At 57.0% G+C, this 21,849-nt stretch carries 20 protein-coding genes; 12 read left to right on the top strand and 8 right to left on the bottom strand.

Annotated features, from left to right (window positions below):
- Positions 1-110: 110 nt before the first annotated feature.
- The 5 genes from lon to bolA all read right to left on the bottom strand — a co-directional run bounded on the left by lon (position 111) and on the right by bolA (position 6,848).
- Positions 111-2,465 carry an endopeptidase La gene (lon, locus tag ENGE1_RS10600; RefSeq protein ID WP_043085622.1) on the bottom strand — a complete coding sequence of 785 codons (2,355 nt, stop codon included), beginning with the start codon at positions 2,463-2,465 and terminating at the stop codon, positions 111-113.
- A 184-nt stretch (positions 2,466-2,649) separates the two neighbouring features.
- Positions 2,650-3,924: an ATP-dependent protease ATP-binding subunit ClpX gene (clpX, locus tag ENGE1_RS10595; RefSeq protein ID WP_043085623.1), complete on the bottom strand. Its 1,275-nt coding sequence runs from the start codon at positions 3,922-3,924 to the stop codon at positions 2,650-2,652.
- Between the two features lie 105 nt (positions 3,925-4,029).
- Positions 4,030-4,650, bottom strand: coding sequence for an ATP-dependent Clp endopeptidase proteolytic subunit ClpP (clpP, locus tag ENGE1_RS10590; RefSeq protein WP_043085625.1), 621 nt, complete (start codon positions 4,648-4,650; stop codon positions 4,030-4,032).
- Positions 4,651-4,906: 256 nt separating this feature from the next.
- The gene (tig, locus tag ENGE1_RS10585; RefSeq protein WP_048253686.1) at positions 4,907-6,205 is read right to left on the bottom strand and encodes a trigger factor; all 1,299 of its coding nucleotides are present in this window, start codon (positions 6,203-6,205) and stop codon (positions 4,907-4,909) included.
- A gap of 325 nt (positions 6,206-6,530) precedes the next feature.
- Positions 6,531-6,848 (bottom strand): transcriptional regulator BolA, encoded by a 318-nt coding sequence (gene bolA, locus ENGE1_RS10580; RefSeq protein ID WP_043085627.1) that lies wholly within the window; start codon positions 6,846-6,848, stop codon positions 6,531-6,533.
- 298 nt (positions 6,849-7,146) lie between these two features.
- Here bolA and ENGE1_RS10575 point away from each other — a divergent pair, with 298 nt between their 5' ends.
- The 8 genes from ENGE1_RS10575 (at position 7,147) to ENGE1_RS10540 (ending at position 16,010) form a co-directional block, all read left to right on the top strand.
- Positions 7,147-7,725 (top strand): lipoprotein, encoded by a 579-nt coding sequence (locus ENGE1_RS10575; protein WP_043085628.1) that lies wholly within the window; start codon positions 7,147-7,149, stop codon positions 7,723-7,725.
- A 45-nt stretch (positions 7,726-7,770) separates the two neighbouring features.
- The gene (gene ampG / locus ENGE1_RS10570) at positions 7,771-9,252 is read left to right on the top strand and encodes a muropeptide MFS transporter AmpG (RefSeq protein ID WP_048253687.1); all 1,482 of its coding nucleotides are present in this window, start codon (positions 7,771-7,773) and stop codon (positions 9,250-9,252) included.
- A 458-nt stretch (positions 9,253-9,710) separates the two neighbouring features.
- Positions 9,711-10,655 (top strand): cytochrome o ubiquinol oxidase subunit II, encoded by a 945-nt coding sequence (cyoA, locus tag ENGE1_RS10565; RefSeq protein WP_045288190.1) that lies wholly within the window; start codon positions 9,711-9,713, stop codon positions 10,653-10,655.
- Between the two features lie 19 nt (positions 10,656-10,674).
- The gene (gene cyoB, locus ENGE1_RS10560) at positions 10,675-12,666 is read left to right on the top strand and encodes a cytochrome o ubiquinol oxidase subunit I (protein ID WP_043085631.1); all 1,992 of its coding nucleotides are present in this window, start codon (positions 10,675-10,677) and stop codon (positions 12,664-12,666) included.
- The gene (locus ENGE1_RS10555) at positions 12,656-13,273 is read left to right on the top strand and encodes a cytochrome o ubiquinol oxidase subunit III (protein ID WP_043085632.1); all 618 of its coding nucleotides are present in this window, start codon (positions 12,656-12,658) and stop codon (positions 13,271-13,273) included. Before cyoB ends, ENGE1_RS10555 begins: the two co-directional genes overlap by 11 nt.
- Positions 13,273-13,599, top strand: coding sequence for a cytochrome o ubiquinol oxidase subunit IV (locus ENGE1_RS10550; protein WP_043085633.1), 327 nt, complete (start codon positions 13,273-13,275; stop codon positions 13,597-13,599). The genes ENGE1_RS10555 and ENGE1_RS10550 overlap by 1 nt, the downstream gene beginning before the upstream one ends.
- Positions 13,600-13,610: 11 nt before the next feature.
- The gene (gene cyoE / locus ENGE1_RS10545; RefSeq protein WP_048253688.1) at positions 13,611-14,498 is read left to right on the top strand and encodes a heme o synthase; all 888 of its coding nucleotides are present in this window, start codon (positions 13,611-13,613) and stop codon (positions 14,496-14,498) included.
- Between the two features lie 147 nt (positions 14,499-14,645).
- Positions 14,646-16,010, top strand: coding sequence for an MFS transporter (locus tag ENGE1_RS10540; RefSeq protein ID WP_048253689.1), 1,365 nt, complete (start codon positions 14,646-14,648; stop codon positions 16,008-16,010).
- A 45-nt stretch (positions 16,011-16,055) separates the two neighbouring features.
- Here ENGE1_RS10540 and ENGE1_RS10535 read toward each other — a convergent pair whose 3' ends face one another.
- Positions 16,056-16,547 (bottom strand): YajQ family cyclic di-GMP-binding protein, encoded by a 492-nt coding sequence (locus ENGE1_RS10535; RefSeq protein WP_043085637.1) that lies wholly within the window; start codon positions 16,545-16,547, stop codon positions 16,056-16,058.
- 143 nt (positions 16,548-16,690) lie between these two features.
- Between ENGE1_RS10535 and panE the strand changes: the two genes are divergently transcribed.
- Both panE and yajL read left to right on the top strand, forming a co-directional pair.
- A complete protein-coding gene (gene panE, locus ENGE1_RS10530; protein WP_048253690.1) occupies positions 16,691-17,602 on the top strand; it encodes a 2-dehydropantoate 2-reductase in 912 nt (303 codons plus the stop codon).
- Positions 17,565-18,155, top strand: coding sequence for a protein deglycase YajL (gene yajL, locus ENGE1_RS10525; protein ID WP_043085639.1), 591 nt, complete (start codon positions 17,565-17,567; stop codon positions 18,153-18,155). Before panE ends, yajL begins: the two co-directional genes overlap by 38 nt.
- Positions 18,156-18,284: 129 nt before the next feature.
- On the opposite strand, the gene inaA is transcribed toward yajL, so the two are convergent.
- Both inaA and thiI read right to left on the bottom strand, forming a co-directional pair.
- Positions 18,285-18,935 (bottom strand): lipopolysaccharide kinase InaA, encoded by a 651-nt coding sequence (inaA, locus tag ENGE1_RS10520; RefSeq protein WP_048253691.1) that lies wholly within the window; start codon positions 18,933-18,935, stop codon positions 18,285-18,287.
- A 124-nt stretch (positions 18,936-19,059) separates the two neighbouring features.
- The gene (gene thiI, locus ENGE1_RS10515; RefSeq protein WP_045288197.1) at positions 19,060-20,508 is read right to left on the bottom strand and encodes a tRNA uracil 4-sulfurtransferase ThiI; all 1,449 of its coding nucleotides are present in this window, start codon (positions 20,506-20,508) and stop codon (positions 19,060-19,062) included.
- A gap of 196 nt (positions 20,509-20,704) precedes the next feature.
- On the opposite strand from thiI, the gene xseB reads away from it, so the two are divergent.
- Positions 20,705-20,947 (top strand): exodeoxyribonuclease VII small subunit, encoded by a 243-nt coding sequence (xseB, locus tag ENGE1_RS10510; protein ID WP_043085644.1) that lies wholly within the window; start codon positions 20,705-20,707, stop codon positions 20,945-20,947.
- The gene (ispA, locus tag ENGE1_RS10505; protein WP_043085646.1) at positions 20,948-21,847 is read left to right on the top strand and encodes a (2E,6E)-farnesyl diphosphate synthase; all 900 of its coding nucleotides are present in this window, start codon (positions 20,948-20,950) and stop codon (positions 21,845-21,847) included.
- The last annotated feature ends 2 nt before the right edge of the window (positions 21,848-21,849 follow it).

Here is a 21,849-nt window from a genome sequence, read left to right as displayed (position 1 = left end):
TGTATATGGCTGGGACATCCAGCAATCTAAATTAGCTATACAAAAAAAGGCTGGCAAGTGACAAATCACTTCCCAGCCCTGTTTTTATTGACGCTCTTTGCGCGAGGTCACTATTTTGCGCTAACCACCTGCATGCCGTAAGGCGCATTCTGCAAGGCGAGAGTCAGAACTTCCTCAATACTCTTAACGGGATGGATATCCAGATCGGCAATCACGTTGTCCGGGATCTCTTCCAGATCGCGCTTGTTGTCGTCGGGGATAAGAACAGTCTTAATTCCACCGCGATGCGCCGCCAGTAGCTTCTCTTTCAGCCCGCCGATAGGCAGCACCTGCCCGCGCAGGGTGATTTCGCCGGTCATGGCCACATCAGAGCGCACCGGGTTACCGGTCAGGCAGGAAACCAGCGCCGTGCACATAGCGATACCGGCGCTTGGGCCGTCCTTCGGCGTTGCCCCTTCCGGCACGTGCACGTGGATGTCACGCTTCTCGTAGAAGTCGCCGTTAATGCCGAGCTTCTCGGCGCGGGCGCGAACCACGGTCAGCGCGGCCTGAATGGACTCCTGCATCACCTCGCCCAGCGAGCCGGTGTATGTCAGCTTGCCCTTGCCAGGCACGCAGGCGGTTTCGATGGTCAGCAGATCGCCGCCCACTTCCGTCCACGCCAGGCCGGTCACCTGACCCACGCGGTTTTCGCTGTCGGCGCGGCCGTAGTCGAAGCGCTGAACGCCGAGATAGTCGTGCAGGTTATCGCCGTTGATGTCGATATGCTTGCGCGTCTTATCCAGCAGCAGCTGCTTGACCGCCTTGCGGCACAGCTTGGAGATTTCGCGCTCCAGGCTACGCACGCCCGCTTCGCGGGTGTAGTAGCGGATAATGCCGATGATGGCGCTGTCGTCGACCGTCAGCTCGCCCTTCTTCAGCGCGTTGCGCTCAATCTGCTTCGGCAGCAGATGCTGCTTCGCGATATTGAGTTTTTCGTCCTCGGTGTAACCGGAGAGGCGGATCACTTCCATACGGTCAAGCAGCGGCGCCGGAATGTTCATGGAGTTAGAGGTCGCCACAAACATCACGTCGCTGAGATCGTAATCCACTTCCAGATAGTGATCGTTGAAGGTCACGTTCTGTTCCGGATCCAGCACTTCCAGCAGGGCCGAGGCCGGATCGCCGCGCATGTCGGAAGACATCTTGTCGATCTCATCCAGCAGGAACAGCGGGTTTTTGACGCCCACTTTCGCCATCTTCTGAATCAGCTTGCCCGGCATAGAGCCGATGTAGGTCCGGCGATGGCCGCGGATTTCCGCTTCATCGCGCACGCCGCCCAGCGCCATGCGGACGTACTTGCGCCCGGTCGCTTTGGCGATGGACTGGCCCAGCGAGGTTTTACCCACCCCCGGCGGTCCCACCAGGCACAGAATCGGCCCCTTCAGCTTGTTCACCCGGCTCTGCACCGCGAGGTACTCAAGGATGCGGTCTTTGACGCGCTCCAGGCCGTAGTGGTCGGTGTCGAGGATTTCCTGCGCCTGGCGCAGGTCTTTTTTGACCTTGCTGCGCGCATTCCACGGCACCTGCACCATCCAGTCGATGTAGCCGCGCACCACGGTGGCTTCCGCCGACATGGGCGACATCATCTTCAGCTTCTGCAGCTCGGCTTCGGCCTTCTCTTTGGCCTCTTTCGGCATTTTGGCCGCGTCGATTTTGCGCTTCAGGGCTTCGTTTTCGTCCGGCGCGTCGTCCATCTCGCCGAGCTCTTTCTGAATCGCCTTCATCTGCTCGTTGAGGTAGTACTCGCGCTGGGATTTCTCCATCTGCTTTTTGACGCGGTTGCGGATGCGCTTTTCAACCTGCAGCAGGTCGATTTCCGATTCCATCATCGCCATCAGATATTCCAGACGCTCGTTAACGTCGGACATCTCCAGTACGGACTGCTTGTCTGACAGCTTCAGCGGCATGTGCGCGGCGATGGTATCCGCCAGGCGCGCCGGGTCATCAATGCTGTTCAGGGAGGTCAGCACTTCCGGCGGGATTTTTTTGTTGAGCTTGATGTAGCCTTCAAACTGGCTGATGGCGGTGCGGACCAGCACCTCCTGCTCGCGCTCTTCGATAGCCGGCGATTCGAGATACTCCGCTTTCGCCGAAAAGTATTCGCCGTTGTCAGAAAGCGCGGAAATGCGCGCGCGCTGCAGGCCTTCCACCAGCACTTTAACGGTACCGTCAGGCAGCTTGAGCATCTGCAGAATAGAGGCCACGGTCCCAACGGTGAAAAGATCGTTTACACCCGGCTCATCCGTTGACGCGTCTTTCTGAGCGACCAGCATGATTTTTTTATCATGGTCCATAGCCGCTTCGAGACAACGGATAGATTTTTCCCGCCCTACAAACAAGGGGATGACCATATGCGGATAAACCACCACATCGCGCAACGGCAATACGGGGATTTCAATGCGTTCAGAACGCTCAGGATTCATAGAGCTCTCTCTTAAGTTTAAAGTCCGCCAGGTAGTCAGTAGCGCGATACAGCGCCCGCGCCACCGTAACATGTAGTTCAGTATATGGGGATGTTTCCCACACATTCAACGGCAGGAATAGCGGAAAAGTAAAAGGGGGATAAAATATCCCCCTTTTGGCTAATTGCTTGAACAAACTGGTTAATTATTCACCAGATGCCTGCTGGGTATCGGATTTTCCGTAGATCAGCAGCGGCTTGGTCTGCCCGGCGATCACCGACTCATCGATAACCACTTTTTCGACGTCTTCCATGGAAGGCAGGTCGTACATGGTATCGAGCAGCGAGGCTTCAACGATGGAGCGCAGGCCGCGGGCACCGGTTTTACGGGCCATCGCCTTCTTGGCGATAGCGTCCAGCGCCTCTTCGCGGAACTCCAGATCGACGCCTTCAAGATTAAACAGCGCCTGGTACTGCTTGGTCAGGGCGTTTTTCGGCTCTTTGAGGATCTGAATCAGCGCTTCTTCGCTCAGCTCGTTGAGGGTTGCCACCACCGGCAGACGGCCGATGAATTCGGGGATCAGACCAAACTTGATCAGATCTTCCGGCTCGACCTGCTCCAGCAGCTGCCCTTCGCTGGCTTTTTCCGATTTACCTTTCACCGTCGCGCCAAAGCCGATGCCGGAGCCGGTTTCAACGCGGTTGGCGATCACTTTATCCAGGCCGGCAAAGGCGCCGCCGCAAATAAAGAGGATCTTCGAAGTATCGACCTGCAGGAACTCCTGCTGCGGATGCTTACGCCCGCCCTGCGGCGGTACCGCCGCCACGGTGCCTTCAATCAGCTTCAGCAGCGCCTGCTGCACGCCTTCACCGGAGACGTCGCGGGTAATCGACGGGTTATCCGACTTGCGGGAAATTTTGTCGATCTCATCGATATAGACGATGCCGCGCTGCGCTTTCTGCACATCGTAGTCGCACTTCTGCAGCAGCTTCTGGATGATGTTCTCAACGTCTTCACCGACGTAGCCCGCTTCGGTCAGCGTGGTGGCATCCGCCATGGTGAACGGCACGTCCAGCAGACGCGCCAGCGTTTCCGCCAGCAGGGTTTTACCGGAGCCGGTTGGGCCAATCAGCAGAATGTTGCTTTTACCCAGCTCGACGCCGTTGCTGGTATCGCCGTTGCGCAGGCGCTTGTAGTGGTTATATACCGCAACCGCCAGCACTTTTTTCGCCCGCTCCTGGCCGATGACGTAGTCATCCAGGTGGTGGCGAATTTCGTGCGGCGTCGGCAGCGCGCTGCGCTCGCGGTGCGGCGCGACCTCTTTAATCTCTTCGCGAATGATGTCGTTACATAAGTCAACGCATTCGTCGCAGATATACACGGATGGGCCGGCGATGAGCTTACGCACTTCATGCTGGCTTTTGCCGCAAAAAGAGCAGTACAACAGTTTGCCCGAACCATCTTTGCGTTTATCTGTCATGACCAAACCTCTTTCTAAGTTCTTTGTGCCGCATATGACGACGCAAATGCCAGTCGTATAACGTGCCGCCCAATAGACAGTATAGCGGCACCCCACTCACCGGCATTAATTACGATGGGTCAAAATCGAGTCTACCAGACCGTACTCAACCGCCTCTGGTGCAGAGAGGAAGCGATCGCGCTCGGTATCGCGCTCAATCTGCTCAAGGGATTGACCCGTGTGCTGCGCCATAAGTTCATTCATGCGCGCTTTAACTTTCAGGATCTCTTTGGCGTGGATTTCGATGTCCGTCGCCTGTCCCTGATAGCCGCCCAGCGGCTGGTGAATCATCACCCGGGAGTTCGGCAGGCAGAAACGCTTGCCCTTAGCCCCCGCCGTCAGCAGGAATGCGCCCATGGAAGCCGCCTGCCCCATACAAATCGTGCTGACGTCCGGCTTGATAAACTGCATGGTGTCGTAGATGGACATTCCCGCGGTGATCACGCCGCCCGGCGAGTTGATGTACAGGTAAATATCTTTTTCCGGGTTTTCCGCTTCCAGAAACAGCATCTGCGCGACGATCAGGTTTGCCATGTGGTCTTCCACCTGGCCGGTCAGAAAGATAACGCGCTCCTTGAGCAGACGGGAGTAGATATCAAAAGAGCGCTCACCGCGTGAGGTCTGCTCAATAACCATCGGCACCAGGGCCATATGGGGTGCATTTTCTCGTTCGCCACTGTATGACATATCCGTCTCCTGGATAAGAATTAAAATACCTGCTGTACTGATTGTAACCTTGCGGACGGAGTATCAGCCAGTCTGAATGTTCATCCCCTTCATATGGGGACGACCATGCTCTGGTTCAAGCATAACAATCTTTTGCTGTTACGCTAACCCCGAAACGCCGTTTTGGCACGCTTCGTCACCAGGTTATGCAATAAAAAAACCCGTTGCCGGAGGGCAACGGGTTTTTTGCTCAAACTTTAAACGCGCGGGGCGATAATTACGCCTGCTGGTTCATCAGTTCGTTGAAGGAGGTTGCTTTTTCAGACACTTTCGCCTGGTTGAGAACGGCTTCAACCGCCTGTTCTTCCAGAGCGACATTGCGCATGTTGTCCATCAGCTCTTTGTTTTTGCCGTAGAACTCAACAACTTCTTTCGGATCTTCGTAAGCGGAAGCCATCTCTTCGATCAGCGCTTTCACGCGATCTTCGTCAGCTTTCAGCTCGTTGGTGCGGATCACTTCGCCCAGCAGCAGGCCGACAACCACGCGGCGCTTAGCCTGCTCTTCGAACAGTTCGCGCGGCAGCTCCATTGCCTGCTTGGCGTTGCCGCCGAAGCGCTGAGCCGCCTGCTGGCGCAGAACGTCGATTTCGCTGTCGATCAGGGCAGCCGGCACGTCGATGTCATTGGCATTCACCAGACCGTCGATAGCCTGAGCTTTGATGCGGTTACGTACCGCGCCTTTCAGCTCGCGCTCCATGTTTTTACGCACTTCTGCGCGCAGGCCGTCAACGGAGCCATCTTCAACGCCAAAGCGGCTGATGAATTCAGCGGTCAGTTCCGGCAGTTCGCGCTCTTCCACTTTCTTCAGGTTGATAGCGAACTTAGCGGCTTTACCCTTCAGGTTTTCAGCGTGGTAGTCTTCCGGGAAGGTCACGTCGATGGTGAACTCTTCGCCCGCTTTGTGACCTTTGATACCGTCTTCGAAGCCCGGGATCATGCGGCCCTGGCCCATGGCCAGAACGAAATCAGTGGCTTTGCCGCCTTCGAACTCTTCGCCGTCGATAGAGCCGGTGAAGTCCACGGTCACGCGATCTTCTGCGTCAACGGCGCCTTCTTTATCTTTCCAGGTCGCCTGCTGCTTGCGCAGGGTGTCCAGCATGCCGTCAACGTCAGCGTCGGTGACTTCAACAACCGGCTTTTCCACTTCGATGGTGTCGAGGCCTTTCAGCTCGACTTCCGGGTAAACTTCAAACTCTACTGCGTAGGTGAAATCTTCACCCAGCTTGTATTCGCCCGGAACGTAGTTCGGGGCACCGGCCGGATTGATTTTCTCTTTGATGATCGCGTCAACGAAGTTGCGGCTCATCAGGTCGCCCAGCACGTCCTGGCGAACAGAGGCGCCATAACGCTGAGCAACAACATTCATTGGTACTTTGCCCTTACGGAAACCGTCGATGCGAACTTTTTTCGCAACGTTGACCAGCTCGCTTTTTACAGCGTTTTCGATGCTGTCAGCAGCGATAGTAATCGTTACACGGCGGCCAAGGCCCTGAGTGGTTTCAACTGAAACTTGCATCTTGTTACCTCAAAAAAATCACAATGCCCGGTCAACTCTGAATTCGACTGCGCGGTCGCGGGATGTGGCAAAATCACCGTCCCTGTCGCCAGAATCATCCCGAAGACGTTCCTAAATAAGACGCAGCATTATAGCGGCATCACTGTGGTGAGTCGAGAACGGGAATGGTGCATCGGTGCGCCACTTTTCACAACTCTGAGGCAATTCTGAGCTGAAAATCGCCTTTACTGCTCAAATTCCGCGCAAAACAAAACGGCCCGCAGGCCGTTTTCACATAATCGGTACGCAACATACTGGAAAAGCTCCGGCTGTTGCAAATGTCAATTCACGCCAGGCTTCCGGCACCTCGACAGGGCGGCGAGGCGAAGACCGTGTCCTGCAGGCCTTCCCACTCCTTTACGGTATAAGTGTGCAGCGCCAGAGCGTGTACGGTTGTGGACAACTCTGCAGTTAACGTGCTGTAAATCATACGATGGCGGTTGAGAAAACGTTCTCCGGCAAAGCGATCGCTGACCAGCACAACCTTGAAATGGCTTTCAGAGCCTGCCGGGACGTTATGGCGATAGCTTTCATCGGTGACTTCGAGGAATAAGGGTTCAAACGCGGCCCTTAATTTTTCTTCTATCTGTTCACGTATCATCATGAATTTACTCCTCCGACAACGCTAAGATGCCGTCTTCCCTTTAGATATTAGCCGCTTTTACCGTTTCTATTACATAAAAACAACAAAAAATTAGCTTTTGTTGCGATTTATTGCTTGAGGCAGGACTTTATAACATTTGCCATCCGAATTGTCGGAAATGGCCGGTAAGCGCCTCTGCCAGGAAAAAGCCTCAAGATGATGAATTTACCTGCGCCGCCTACTTCCCCTCGCCGTTGGCGATGATATGATGGCGGGAATTTTTCGCTTACTGAATACCAGGAACGTTGAGAGCCTCACCATGCTAAAGAAAATTCTCTTCCCGTTGGTTGCGATGTTTATGCTGGCAGGCTGCGCCAAGCCGCAGACGACCATTGAGGTGTCGCCCAAAATTACGCTGCCGTCTCAGGATCCGAGCCTGATGGGCGTCACCGTCAGCATTAACGGCGCCGACCAGCGTCAGGATCAGGCGCTGGCAAAAGTGACCCGTGATAATGAACTGGTCACACTGACCGCCTCCCGCGACCTGCGCTTCCTGCTGCAGGAAGTGCTTGAGAAACAGATGACCGCGCGCGGCTACATGATTGGCCCGAACGGCGCTGTCGATCTGCAGATCATTGTAAACAACCTCTATGCCGACGTGTCTCAGGGCAGCGTGCGCTACAACATTGCTACGAAGGCCGATATCGCCATCATCGCTACCGCTCAGAGCGGCAACAAGATGACCAAAAACTATCGCGCCAGCTACTCGGTTGAAGGCGCCTTCCAGGCCTCTAATAAAAACATTGCCGATGCGGTTAACAGCGTGCTGACGGATACCATCGCCGACATGGCGCAGGACACCAGCATTCACGACTTCATTAAACAGAACGCCCGTTAAGGCAGTGGGACCCGGCCAAACCGCCGGGTCCGCGACTTATTGTCTATGCCCAACCGCTACCTGCAATTTTTCCAGCAGCCAAAGTCCTTCATTCTCCTGATGCTGGGCTTTGCCTCCGGCCTGCCGCTGGCCCTGACATCGGGCACGCTGCAGGCGTGGATGACCGTCGAAAATATCGATCTCAAAACTATCGGCTTCTTTTCGCTGGTCGGCCAGGCCTACGTCTTTAAGTTCCTCTGGTCGCCGATGATGGACCGCTATACACCGCCGTTTCTCGGCCGCCGCCGGGGCTGGCTGCTGACGACGCAGATACTCCTGCTGGCGGCTATCGCGGCAATGGGCTTCCTGGAGCCGACGTCGCAGCTGCGCTGGATGGCAGCGCTGGCGGTGATTATCGCCTTCTGCTCAGCCTCGCAGGATATCGTTTTTGACGCCTGGAAAACCGACGTCCTGCCGCCGGAAGAGCGCGGCAGCGGCGCGGCGATCAGCGTGCTCGGCTACCGGCTGGCGATGCTGGTCTCCGGCGGGCTGGCGCTGTGGCTGGCAGACCGGTGGCTCGGCTGGCAGGGCATGTACTGGCTGATGGCGGCGCTGATGGTGCCGTGCATTATCGCTACCCTACTGGCGCCGGAGCCCAGCGATGCCATACCGGTGCCGAAGACCCTCGAGCAGGCGGTGGTCGCGCCGCTGCGCGACTTTTTTGGCCGCAACAACGCGTGGCTTATTCTGCTGCTCATCGTGCTTTATAAGCTGGGCGATGCTTTCGCCATGAGTCTGACCACCACCTTTCTTATCCGCGGCGTTGGCTTTGACGCCGGCGACGTCGGGGTGGTGAACAAAACGCTCGGCCTGTTTGCCACTATTATCGGCGCGCTGTACGGCGGCGTGCTGATGCAGCGGCTGTCGCTGTTCCGCGCTCTGCTCATCTTCGGCATTCTGCAGGGGGCGTCGAACGCCGGCTACTGGCTGCTGTCGGTAAGTGACAAAAATATTCTGACGATGGGCGCGGCGGTCTTCTTCGAGAATCTCTGCGGCGGCATGGGAACCTCGGCATTTGTTGCCCTGCTGATGACGCTGTGCAACAAGTCCTTTTCCGCCACCCAGTTTGCCCTGCTGTCGGCGCTTTCGGCCGTTGGCCGCGTCTACGTTGGCCCGGTAGCGGGCTGGTTTGTCGAAGCCCACGGCTGGCCAACTTTCTATTTATTTTCCGTATTTGCCGCCGTCCCCGGTATTCTGCTGCTGTTGCTATGCCGGCAAACGCTGGAGTACAGTTGGCAGAGCGAGGACTTTATGCCGCGGGTGCATTACCGGAACGCCTATTCGCTGGCGATAAAAATTCTCGGGGCGGGTGTCCTGCTGCTGGGGATCTGGCTGGTGCTGCTCATCCTTAATGCGCTGAGCCTTGCCCACTTCGGCTTCCTCAACGCGCTGCTGGAATGCGGTGCGCTTATCGCTATCGCCGGAGTGCTGCTGGGCGCACTGCTGGACGCCCTGGCGACGCGCAAAGCCATCTTCAGGCAGACTTAAATGTCACACAGGGTGCTAATTACTATTCGCAATTATTTCTTCTGTTGTTTATTCATGTTTTTCGATTGATCATTTGTGCTTTACAATTTATCGGAAATTATAGGTAACCGCCGAAAATATCATTTCGCTGTTAACCGATTCAGCTATGCTTAAATATTTTAATATTGTTCCAATTGTCTCTTTATTGATACTTAATTGTTAATTTTTTGTACCTTTTACTTTTCAGTTATACCTCTTTTCGGCTATCCCCTCCTATGGCACACGGTTTTGTTATAAAACTGCTGCAAAAGCCGCCACCCCTGACTTTCGATACAATCCGCAACATCTGAGACATCAGCCGCCGGACCCGGTAACAGCACAAAGACACTTCTGTATTCATGTTTACAGTAATGTAACCTTACCGTAAAATGCCCCCACACTTTAAACGCCACCCGATCCCGTGGAATTGAGGTCGTTACATGAGACTCAGGAAATACAATAAAAGTTTGGGATGGATGTCATTAATCGCAGGATCTGTATTACTCAGCGGCTGTGATTCGGCACTCCTTGACCCCAAAGGACAGATTGGACTGGAGCAACGTTCTTTGATTCTGACGGCCTTTGGCCTGATGATGATTGTCGTTATTCCCGCCATCTTGATGGCTGTTGGTTTCGCCTGGAAGTATCGTGCGAGCAATAAAGATGCGAAGTATAGCCCCAACTGGTCACACTCCAATAAAGTGGAAGCTGTGGTCTGGACGGTGCCGATTCTGATCATCCTGTTCCTTGCCGTTCTCACCTGGAAAACTACCCACGCTCTCGAACCCAGCAAACCGCTGGTCCATGACGAGAAGCCAGTGACCATAGAAGTTGTTTCTATGGACTGGAAGTGGTTCTTCATCTATCCGGAGCAGGGCATTGCTACCGTTAACGAAATTGCCTTCCCGGCAAACGTTCCGGTGCACTTCAAAGTGACCTCCAACTCCGTGATGAACTCGTTGTTTATTCCGCGTCTGGGCAGTCAGATTTACGCGATGGCTGGTATGCAAACCAACCTGAACCTGATCGCCAACGAAGCGGGCACCTACGACGGTATCTCCGCCAGCTATAGCGGCCCGGGCTTCTCCGGCATGAAATTCAAAGCTATTGCTACTCCGGATCGCGCCACCTTTGATCAGTGGGTCGCTAAGGTTAAACAGTCGCAGAGCAGCATCAGCGATATGGCAGCCTACGACAAGCTGGCCGCGCCTAGCGAGTACAACAAGGTGGAATACTTCTCCAGCGTGAAACCCAATTTGTTTACCGATGTTATCAACAAATTTATGGGTCATGGCCACATGAACATGAGCCAGCCTGCCGGCGAGCACAGCTCGCATGACGGGATGGAAGGCATGGACATGAGCCACGCGGAAACCGCTCACTAAGGGGCCGAGGAAGAAAACGATGTTCGGAAAATTAACACTGGATGCAGTGCCCTACCATGAACCGATTGTCATGGTTACGGTGGGCGCGATTATCGTCGGGGGTCTGGCGCTGCTGGCGCTTATCACTTACCTCGGTAAGTGGGGCTACCTGTGGAAAGAGTGGCTGACTTCGGTTGACCACAAAAAGCTGGGCGTCATGTACTGCATCGTCGGTATCGTGATGCTGGTTCGTGGCTTCTCTGATGCCATTATGATGCGTAGCCAGCAGGCGCTGGCATCCGCCGGTGAAGCAGGCTACCTGCCGCCGCACCACTACGACCAGATCTTTACCGCACACGGCGTTATCATGATCTTCTTCGTGGCGATGCCGCTGGTAATCGGCCTGATGAACGTGGTGATCCCGCTGCAGATCGGCGCACGCGACGTTGCGTTCCCGTTCCTCAATAACCTGAGCTTCTGGTTCACCGTTGTCGGCGTGATTCTGGTAAACCTGTCTCTCGGCGTGGGCGAGTTTGCCCAGACCGGCTGGCTGGCCTATCCGCCGCTATCGGGCATTGAGTACAGTCCCGGCGTCGGGGTCGATTACTGGATATGGGCGCTTCAGCTCTCCGGTATCGGTACTACCCTGACCGGTATTAACTTCTTTGTGACCATTATCAAGATGCGTGCGCCTGGCATGACCATGTTCAAGATGCCGGTTTTCACCTGGGCCTCTCTGTGCGCTAACATCCTGATTATCGCTTCGTTCCCGATCCTGACCGTCACTATCGCGCTGCTGACCCTTGACCGCTACCTGGGTACCCATTTCTTCACCAACGAAATGGGCGGCAACATGATGATGTACATCAACCTGATCTGGGCCTGGGGCCATCCGGAAGTTTACATCCTGGTACTGCCGGTGTTCGGCGTGTTCTCAGAAATTTCGGCGACCTTCTCCCGCAAGCGCCTGTTTGGCTATACCTCGCTGGTGTGGGCGACCGTGTGTATTACCGTCCTGTCGTTTATCGTCTGGCTGCACCACTTCTTCACCATGGGTGCCGGCGCGAACGTTAACGCCTTCTTCGGTATTGCCACCATGATTATCGCCATCCCGACCGGGGTGAAGATCTTCAACTGGCTGTTCACCATGTACCAGGGCCGCATTGTCTTCCACTCAGCAATGCTGTGGACCATCGGCTTTATCGTCACCTTCTCGGTTGGCGGGATGACCGGCGTACTGCTGGCGGTACCGGGCGCTGACTTCGTGCTGCACAACAGCCTGTTCCTGATCGCCCACTTCCACAACGTTATCATCGGCGGCGTGGTCTTCGGCTGCTTCGCAGGCGTGACCTACTGGTGGCCGAAAGCGTTTGGCTTCACCCTGAATGAAAAATGGGGCAAGCGCGCGTTCTGGTTCTGGATCATCGGCTTCTTCGTGGCGTTTATGCCGCTGTATGTCCTGGGCTTCATGGGTATGACCCGTCGCCTGAGCCAGCACATCGATCCGCAGTTCCATCCGATGCTGATGATTGCTGCTGGCGGTGCGGTGCTGATTGCCTGCGGTATTGCCTGCCAGTTCATTCAGTACTACGTCTCTATCCGCGACCGTCACCTGAATCGCGACCTGACCGGTGACCCGTGGGGTGGCCGTACGCTGGAGTGGTCAACTTCCTCTCCTGCGCCGTTCTACAACTTTGCCCACGTGCCGCACGTTCACGAGCGTGATGCCTTCTGGGAAATGAAAGAGAAAGGCGAAGCGTATAAAAAGCCGGCCAGCTATGAAGAGATCCACATGCCGAAGAACAGCGGCGCGGGCATCATCATTGCGGCGTTCGCCACGGTCTTTGGTTTCGCCATGATCTGGCATATCTGGTGGATGGCGATTGTCGGCTTCGGCGGCATGATCATCTCCTGGATTGTGAAGAGCTTCGACGAGGACGTGGATTACTACGTGCCGGTGGCCGAAGTCGAAAAACTGGAAAACCAGCATTTCGATGAGATTTCTAAAGCAGGGCTGAAAAATGGCAACTGATACTCTGACTAACGCGCACGCCCACGACGCGCATGACCATGGGCATCACGATACCGGACCGATGAAAGTCTTCGGCTTCTGGATCTACCTGATGAGCGACTGCATTCTGTTCTCGATCCTGTTCGCAACCTACGCGGTGCTGGTAAACAACACCGCAGGTGGCCCGTCAGGTAAGGACATTTTTGAGCTGCCGTTCGTGCTGGTGGAAACCGCGCTGCTGCTGTTCAGCTCCATCACCTACGGCATGGCGGCGATCGCCATGTACAAAAACAACAAGAGCCAGGTTGTCTCCTGGCTCGCCCTGACCTGGCTGTTCGGTGCAGGGTTCATCGCGATGGAAGTCTATGAGTTCCATCACCTGATTGCTGAAGGTATGGGTCCGGATCGCAGCGGCTTCCTGTCATCGTTCTTTGCGCTGGTAGGAACACACGGTCTGCACGTAACTTCTGGTCTTATCTGGATGGCGGTACTGATGTTCCAGATTAGCCGTCGCGGCCTGACCAGCACCAACCGCACCCGTATCCTGTGCCTGAGCCTGTTCTGGCACTTCCTGGACGTAGTGTGGATCTGCGTGTTCTCTGTAGTCTATCTGATGGGGGCGATGTAATGAGTCATTCAACCGATCACGGCGCTTCCCACGGTAGCGTAAAAACCTACATGACAGGTTTTATCCTGTCGATCATCCTGACGGTGATCCCGTTCTGGATGGTGATGAACGGTTCAGCCTCTCATGCAGCACTGATTGGAACAGTACTGGTGACGGCGGTGGTACAGATTCTGGTTCACCTGGTGTGCTTCCTGCACATGAACAGTAAATCAGATGAAGGATGGAACTTGACTGCATTCGTCTTTACCGTCCTGATCATCGCGATCGTAGTGATAGGTTCTATCTGGATTATGTGGAACCTCAACTACAACATGATGATTCGATAAGAGCGGCGAGTATGTTTAAGCAATACCTGCAAGTGACAAAACCGGGCATCATCTTCGGTAACCTGATCTCGGTAATCGGCGGTTTCCTGCTGGCTTCTAAAGGCAGCATCGATTATCTGTTGTTCCTGTATACGCTGATCGGCGTGTCGCTGGTCGTCGCAAGCGGCTGCGTATTCAACAACTATATCGACCGGGATATCGATAAAAAGATGGAGCGGACCAAGAATCGGGTGCTGGTTAAAGGCCTGATTTCCCCAACCGTTTCGCTGGTGTACGCCACCCTGCTGGGTATTGCTGGCTTCATGCTGCTGTGGTTCGGCGCCAACCCGCTGGCCTGCTGGCTGAGCGTGATGGGCTTCGTGGTTTACGTGGGCATCTACAGCCTGTACATGAAGCGCCACTCGGTTTACGGCACGCTGATTGGCTCTCTCTCCGGCGCAGCGCCGCCGGTGATTGGCTACTGCGCGGTGACCAACGAGTTTGATAGCGGCGCACTGATCCTGCTGGCAATTTTCAGCCTCTGGCAGATGCCCCACTCCTACGCCATCGCGATTTTCCGCTTTAAGGATTATCAGGCGGCAAACATCCCGGTTCTGCCGGTGGTGAAGGGGATCTCGGTGGCCAAGAACCACATTACGCTCTACATCATCGCCTTTGCCGTGGCGACCCTGATGCTCTCCCTTGGCGGCTACGCCGGATATAAATATCTGGTGGTCGCGGCGGCGGTCAGCGTCTGGTGGCTCGGCATGGCCCTGCGCGGCTATAAAGTGGAAGATGATAAAGTGTGGGCGCGCAAGCTGTTCGTCTTCTCTATCGTCGCCATTACCTCGCTGTCGGTGATGATGTCCGTCGATTTTATGGTGCCGGACTCACATAATCTGATGGCCGCTATCTGGTAAACTACCGAATGGCTAAAAGGGTGCTTCGGCACCCTTTTTTATTTGTGTTATCAGCGCGATAGCAATGTAATATTTGTTAAAAAACTGCATGTTTACCCTGCCCTCCCCCGCCTTTACACTGTACGCGGCTTTTAATTTGAGGTGGCAATGAACGATTTTAAAATGACGCCGGGCGAGCTGCGCGCCACCTGGGGTCTGGGGACGGTTTTCTCCCTGCGCATGCTCGGCATGTTTATGGTTCTGCCCGTTCTGACCACGTACGGCATGGCGCTGCAGGGCGCCAGCGAAGCGCTTATTGGTCTGGCGATCGGCATTTACGGCCTGGCGCAGGCCATATTTCAAATTCCTTTCGGGCTGCTCTCTGACCGCATCGGCCGCAAGCCGCTGATCGTCGGCGGCCTGCTGGTGTTTGTGCTCGGCAGCGTTATCGCCGCGCTGTCCGACTCTATCTGGGGCATTATCCTCGGCCGCGCGCTGCAGGGCTCCGGGGCGATTGCCGCCGCCGTGATGGCGCTCCTGTCTGATCTTACCCGCGAGCAGAACCGCACCAAGGCAATGGCCTTTATCGGCGTCAGCTTTGGCGTTACGTTTGCTATTGCGATGGTGCTGGGCCCGATTATTACCCACCGGCTCGGCCTGCACGCCCTGTTCTGGATGATTGCCGGCCTGGCAACGCTCGGCATCCTGATTACCCTGCTGGTGGTGCCGGACAGCAAAAGCCACGTGCTCAACCGCGACTCTGGCATGGTCAGGGGCTGCTTTAGTAAGGTGCTGATGGCGCCGCGCCTGCTGAAGCTCAACTTCGGCATCATGTGCCTGCACATCCTGCTGATGTCCACCTTCGTTGCCCTGCCCGGCCAGCTGGAATCCGCCGGCTTTGCGGCGGCGCAGCACTGGAAAATCTATCTGGTGACCATGCTGGTCTCTTTTGTCTCCGTCATTCCCTTCATTATTTACGCCGAAGCGAAGCGGCGCATGAAGCAGGTCTTTATTCTCTGCGTCGCGCTGCTGGTGATCGCCGAAATCGTCCTCTGGGGCGCCGGGCCGCACTTCTGGGAGCTGGTCATCGGCGTGCAGATCTTCTTCCTCGCCTTTAATCTGATGGAGGCCCTGCTGCCGTCGCTGATCAGTAAAGAGGCCCCGGCGGGCTATAAAGGCACGGCGATGGGCATCTACTCCACCAGCCAGTTTCTCGGCGTGGCGATTGGCGGTTCGCTCGGCGGCTGGCTGGACGGCTACTTTGATTCGCAGACGGTCTTTCTGATGGGTGCGCTACTGGCTACCATCTGGCTGCTGGTGGCGATGACCATGCAGGAGCCGCCCTACCTGCGCAGCCTGCGCATCGAACTGCCTGACGATATTGCTGCCGATGAGCGCCTCAGGACGCGGCTGCTGGCAGAGGAAGGGATTCAGGAGGTGCTGGTGGTGCCGGAGGAGCGCTCCGCCTATGTCAAAATCGACAGCAAAGTCACCAACCGCGTCAACGTCGAACAGGCCATCGCGCGGGCGTAAAAAAAGCGGAGAATCTCCGCTTTTTGTGTCGGGGCGGCGCTGCTCTCAGTCGCGGAAGTTCTTAAACTGGAACGGCTGCCCCAGATTACCGCCGCGCACCAGCGCCATGACCGCCTGCAGGTCGTCGCGGGATTTTCCGGTCACGCGGATCTCTTCGCCCTGGATCTGCGCCTGCACCTTCAGCTTGCTGTCTTTAATCAGCTTAACGATTTTCTTCTGCACCGCGCTTTCGATGCCGGTTTTCAGCTTCGCTTCCACAAACCAGGTTTTTCCGCTGTGGACAAACTCCTCCGGCACCTCGATAGAGTTACCTTCAATGCCGCGCTTGAGCAGCTTGGCGCGCAGGATATCCAGCAGCTGGTTGACCTGGAAATCTGACTCGCTGAGCACCTTGATGGTCTCATTTTTGTCGTTCAGCTCAATGGTGGCCTCAACGCCGCGAAAATCGAAGCGTGACTCGACTTCGCGGGCCGCATTGTCGACGGCATTCTTCGCTTCCTGAAGATCGACCTCAGAGACGATATCGAAAGATGGCATAGTTTATTCTCCCTCGCGTTATGTTGCGTTGCATAATACCGCCAGCGCCAGAGAACACAACCCGTTATGCCTTAACGGAGTTCGGGCAGTCAGGGCTATAATAGGCAGATAACGCCCAATCCCCCAGCAGGTGAGGAAAAAGAATGAAAGTTACCGTGCTCGGATGCGGCGCTCTTGGACAATTATGGCTGACGGCGCTGCATCGACAAGGACATGAAGTACAGGGATGGCTGCGCGTGCCCCAGCCGTGGTGCAGCGTTAACCTGCAGGAGACCGACGGCGCCATCTACAATGAGCTGCTCACCGCCAACGATCCGCAGTTTCTCGCCCACAGCGATCTGCTGCTGGTGACGCTCAAGGCCTGGCAGGTCTCCGGCGCCGTCAAAAACCTGGCGGAGATGCTGCCGGTCGGTAGTCCGGTACTGCTGATCCACAACGGCATGGGCACCCTCGATGAGCTGCAGTCGCTGCGCCAGCCGCTGCTGATGGGCATGACGACCCAGGCCGCGCGCCGAGACGGTAATCTGATTATTCACGTCGCCAACGGCACGACCCACATCGGCCCCGCGCGCCCGCTTAACGCGGACTACAGCGGGCTTGCCGACGCGCTCCACGCCGTGCTGCCCGACGTGGCCTGGCATAACAATATGGGCGCATCCAGCTGGCGCAAGCTGGCGGTTAACTGCGTCATCAACCCGCTGACGGCGATTTACAACTGCCCTAACGGCGCGCTTCGCCTCTATCCGCGCCAGGTGGAGCTTATCTGCGGCGAGGTGGCCGCGGTGATGCAGCGCGAGGGCTACCACTCCTCGCCGGAGGATCTGCTCGCCTACGTCTGGGAGATAGTGGACTCCACCGCCGCCAACATCTCATCCATGCTGCAGGACGTCCGCGCCGTGCGTCACACCGAAATCGACTACATCAACGGCTACCTGCTGCGGCGCGCCCGCGCCCACGGCATCAACGTGCCGGAAAACGCCCGGCTGTATGAACTGATTAAGAATAAGGAGAATGAGTATGAGCGCATCGGCGCTGGTTTGTCTCGCCCCTGGTAGTGAAGAAACGGAAGCGGTCACCACCATCGATCTGCTGGTGCGCGGCGGTATTCGCGTCACCACCGCCAGCGTCGCCAGCGACGGCGGGCTGACCATCACCTGCTCGCGCGGCGTGAAGCTGCTGGCCGATGCGCCGCTGGTGCAGGTGGCCGACGGCGACTTCGACATTATCGTCCTGCCCGGTGGCCTGAAGGGCGCGGAGTGCTTTCGCGACAGCCCGCTGCTGGTCGAGACGGTGAAGCAGTTTCACCGTTCCGGACGCATCGTCGCCGCCATCTGCGCGGCGGCCGGCACGGTGCTGGTGCCGCACGATATCTTTCCGATCGGCAACATGACCGGCTTTCCCGGCCTCAAGGATACTATCCCGGAAAATCAGTGGCAGGACAGGCGCGTGGTGTGGGATCCGCGGGTTAACCTGCTGACCAGCCAGGGACCGGGAACCAGCATCGACTTCGGACTGAAGATTATCGACCTGCTGGTCGGGCGCGAGAAAGCGCACGAAGTGGCATCGCAGCTGGTGATGGCGGCGGGGATTTATAACTTTTACGAGTAGCTTTGCGCCGGAGGCCCGGCTCGGCGGTTGCGCCCGGCGGCGCTTCGCTTGCACGGGCCTACGCATGACGCCGGCTCCGCCGGGAGCGTAGGCCGGGCAAGGCGCAGCCGCCGCCCGGCATGAAAGCGGCTACAGCGCGCGATAATACTGTTTCACCTTCTCCCAGTCCGCCTTCGGGATCGGATCGAGATACTTCTCCAGCTGGCGGAAGTCGTGGCTGACGGCCTTCTCGCGCACCCAGCGGCGGCGGCTCTTCTCCAGATCGAGGAACCCCGCCAGCTCCTGGCCGTCGGTGCGCACGTAGATGTGGCGCACGTAGCAGCAGCCGTGCTGGCGGTTAATGCTGTGCATCGCCTTAAACGCCTTCGCCACCGCCCGCAGCATACCTTCGCGCTGGGCGTCCGGGAACGGCGTCTGCTGGTGCAGCTTGTACCAGTCGGCGATGCAGATAAAGCCGGACATATCCTCCGTCACCAGCAGGGCGCGCCATTCGCCGTCGATCTTCATCGCCTTACCGTAGACGATTTTCGGTACGATAACGCCCGCCTTCGCCATCTCATTGATGACCTGGATTTCGCGCACGATGGTCGGACGGCCAAGCGGATAGCGCAGCGAGTGGAACAGATGCTGCGTCATCCGTTTGACATACAGGACTTTACCGTCGCGTTCAATTCGCTGCACGCCGCTCATGCCCTTGCGGCGCTGGTTCGGCTCCTCAACCCAGTCGCCTTCCGTTGCCCACCAGCGGTCAAACTGCTCTCTCTCCTGTCGGGATGCCATTGCTTACCTTAATTTTATGCAAATGAGTGTATGGTAACGATTTTAAAGCCTGCGGGGCGGAATGCTTACTGTTTCGTGGTAAAAATGCGGGATTGAACGCGCCGCCGGACGGCGGCGCGGGCGATTACGGACGATAAACCTTCACATTACTGAAGCCCTGCTCGCGCAGGTAGAGCGCCTGCAGGCGGCTCATGACGCCGCGCTCGCACCACAGCAGCCAGGTTTTGCTCTGGTCGAGGTTGCCGAACTGGGTGCTCAGCTTGTAGAACGGCAGCGATACCACTTCAACGCCGTCAAGCTTCAGCGGGCGGTCGTCCTGCTCGTCCACCGAACGAATATCGAGGACGGCGTCGTTGGCGCCAAAGCCGCTGACGGTCTCAACTTCCACCACATCCTGCTGCGTCTGCTGGGCGATATCGCGGATATCAATGTTGTTCGCCTCGGCAACCACCTTATCGAGGATTGCAAAGTCGAAATGGCTCTCTTCCTCTTCGATCTTCGCCTTCACCGCCTTCACGGTCGGGCTCTTCGAGATCACGCCGCAGTACTCCGGCATGGTGCGGGCGAAGTCTTCGGTGCCAATTTCGCGCGCCAGATCGATAATGTGCTCCTTGTCCCAAGAGATAAGCGGGCGCAGCACCAGGGTATCGGAGACGTTGTCGATCAGCCGCAGGTTAGTCAGCGTCTGGCTGGAGACCTGGCCCAATGCTTCACCGGTGACCAGCGCCTGCACGCCGTAGCGCTCGGCAATCTGCGAAGCGGCGCGCACCATCATGCGCTTGAGCACCACGCCCATCTGACCGTCGTCCACTTTTTCGAGGATCTCGCCGACCACCGGCTCGAAGTTGATCGCCACAAAGCGCACCCGGTGCGAGCTGCCGAAGCGGTTCCACAGATAGTGGGCCACCTGGCGTACGCCGATTTCGTGCGCCGCGCCGCCGAGGTTGAAGAAGCAGTAGTGCACGCGGCAGCCGCGGCGCAGCAGCATATAGCTGGAAACGCCGGAATCGAAGCCGCCGGAAATCAGCGACAGCACGTCTTCCTGGGTGCCTATCGGATAGCCGCCAATACCCTCATAGCGCCCCTTCACCAGCAGCAGCCTGTCGTTCTCAATCTCCAGATTGACCGTCACGTCAGGGTTGGTCAGCTTCACTTTCGCCGTTTCGATGTGCTGATTCAGGCCGCCGCCCACGTAGCGTTCAACTTCAATTGAGGTGAACTCGTGCTTGCCGCGGCGCTTGACGCGCACGCAGAAGGTTTTGCCTTCAAGCGTTTCCCGCCACAGCGGCAGCGTCTGCTCAAAGATATCGTGCAGCGAGGTGAACGGCACGTCCTCTACTTCCAGGATGTGGTGAATACCCGGAATGCGGGTCAGCGCGTCGCGAATAATCGGCCCCTGGCTCTCATCCTTGGCGCGCACTTCGATATTATCCCAGTGGCGGACGATGGCGATGGTTTCGCTGTACTCTTTAAGGACGTTGCGAATGTTACCGGTGAGCATTTTTATAAAGCGCAACCGCACAGATTGGCTTTTGATGGTGATTTCCGGGAACAATTTAATGATAAACTTCATGGCGGCAATGGTTCGTTGGCGGACCCGCAGAGGTCGCTGGACAAAAATTTGCCGCCGGATAAACCCGACGGCACCAGGCGCGGGAGTATACCATCATCGCGCTCAGCCTGCGCGTTACCATTGTGCGTTATTTGCTTCACGGTCCGACTCCGCTACCATAGATGGGTCGCGACACAACAAGAGCCAGACATTCACTATGCCAAAAAAAAATGAAGCGCCAGCCAGTTTCGAGAGCGCCCTGACCGAGCTTGAACAAATTGTATCCCGCCTCGAAAACGGCGACCTGCCGCTGGAAGCGGCGCTGGGCGAATTCGAGCGCGGCGTACAGCTCGCCCGTCAGGGGCAGCAGAAACTGCAGCAGGCCGAACAGCGGGTACAGATCCTGCTTGCCGATAACGAAGATGCCCCGCTGACCCCACTCACGCCGGACGCCGAGTAAATGGATTTTAGCCAACAGCTACAGGCCTGCGTTACCCAGGCCAACGAGGCCCTGCGCCGCTTTATCGAGCCGCAGCCCTTTCAGAACACTCCGCTGGTTGAGGCGATGCACTACGGGGCATTATTAGGCGGTAAGCGCCTGCGCCCGTTTCTGGTATACGCAACCGGGCGCATGTTCAGCGTCAGCCAGAGCACGCTGGACGCGCCGGCGGCAGCGGTGGAGTGCATTCACGCCTATTCGCTGATCCACGACGATCTGCCGGCGATGGACGATGACGACCTGCGCCGCGGTCAGCCTACCTGCCACATTAAGTACGGTGAGGCCAATGCGATCCTCGCCGGCGACGCGCTGCAGACGCTGGCTTTCTCTATTTTAAGCGAAGCGCCGATGCCGGAAGTCTCTGACCGCGATCGGCTGGCGATGATCGCCGAGCTGGCCCAGGCCAGCGGCGTTGCCGGCATGTGCGGCGGCCAGGCGCTGGACCTGGAGGCCGAAGGCCAGCAGGTTGATTTGGCGGCCCTTGAGCGGATCCACCGCCACAAAACCGGGGCGCTCATCCGCGCCGCCGTGCGGCTGGGCGCGCTGAGCGCCGGCGAGCGCGGCCGCGCGGCGCTGCCGGTTCTGGATAATTACGCCCAGTGCATAGGTCTTGCCTTTCAGGTGCAGGATGACATCCTGGATGTGGTGGGCGATACTGCCACTCTTGGCAAACGCCAGGGTGCCGACCAGCAGCTCGGCAAAAGTACCTATCCTGCCCTGCTGGGACTCGAACAAGCGCGTATAAAAGCGCATGATTTAATTGATGATGCCCACCGCTCGCTGTCCCTGCTGGCCGCGCAGTCCCTGGACACCTCTGCCCTTGTAGCGCTGGCGAACTATATTATTCAGCGCGATAAATAGAA

Source organism: Pluralibacter gergoviae ATCC 33028 = NBRC 105706, assembly GCF_001598855.1.
GTDB classification, from domain to species: Bacteria; Pseudomonadota; Gammaproteobacteria; order Enterobacterales; family Enterobacteriaceae; genus Pluralibacter; species Pluralibacter gergoviae.
The sequence above is the reverse complement of the archived record's forward strand: the minus strand, read 5'-3'. Positions and strand labels throughout refer to the sequence as shown.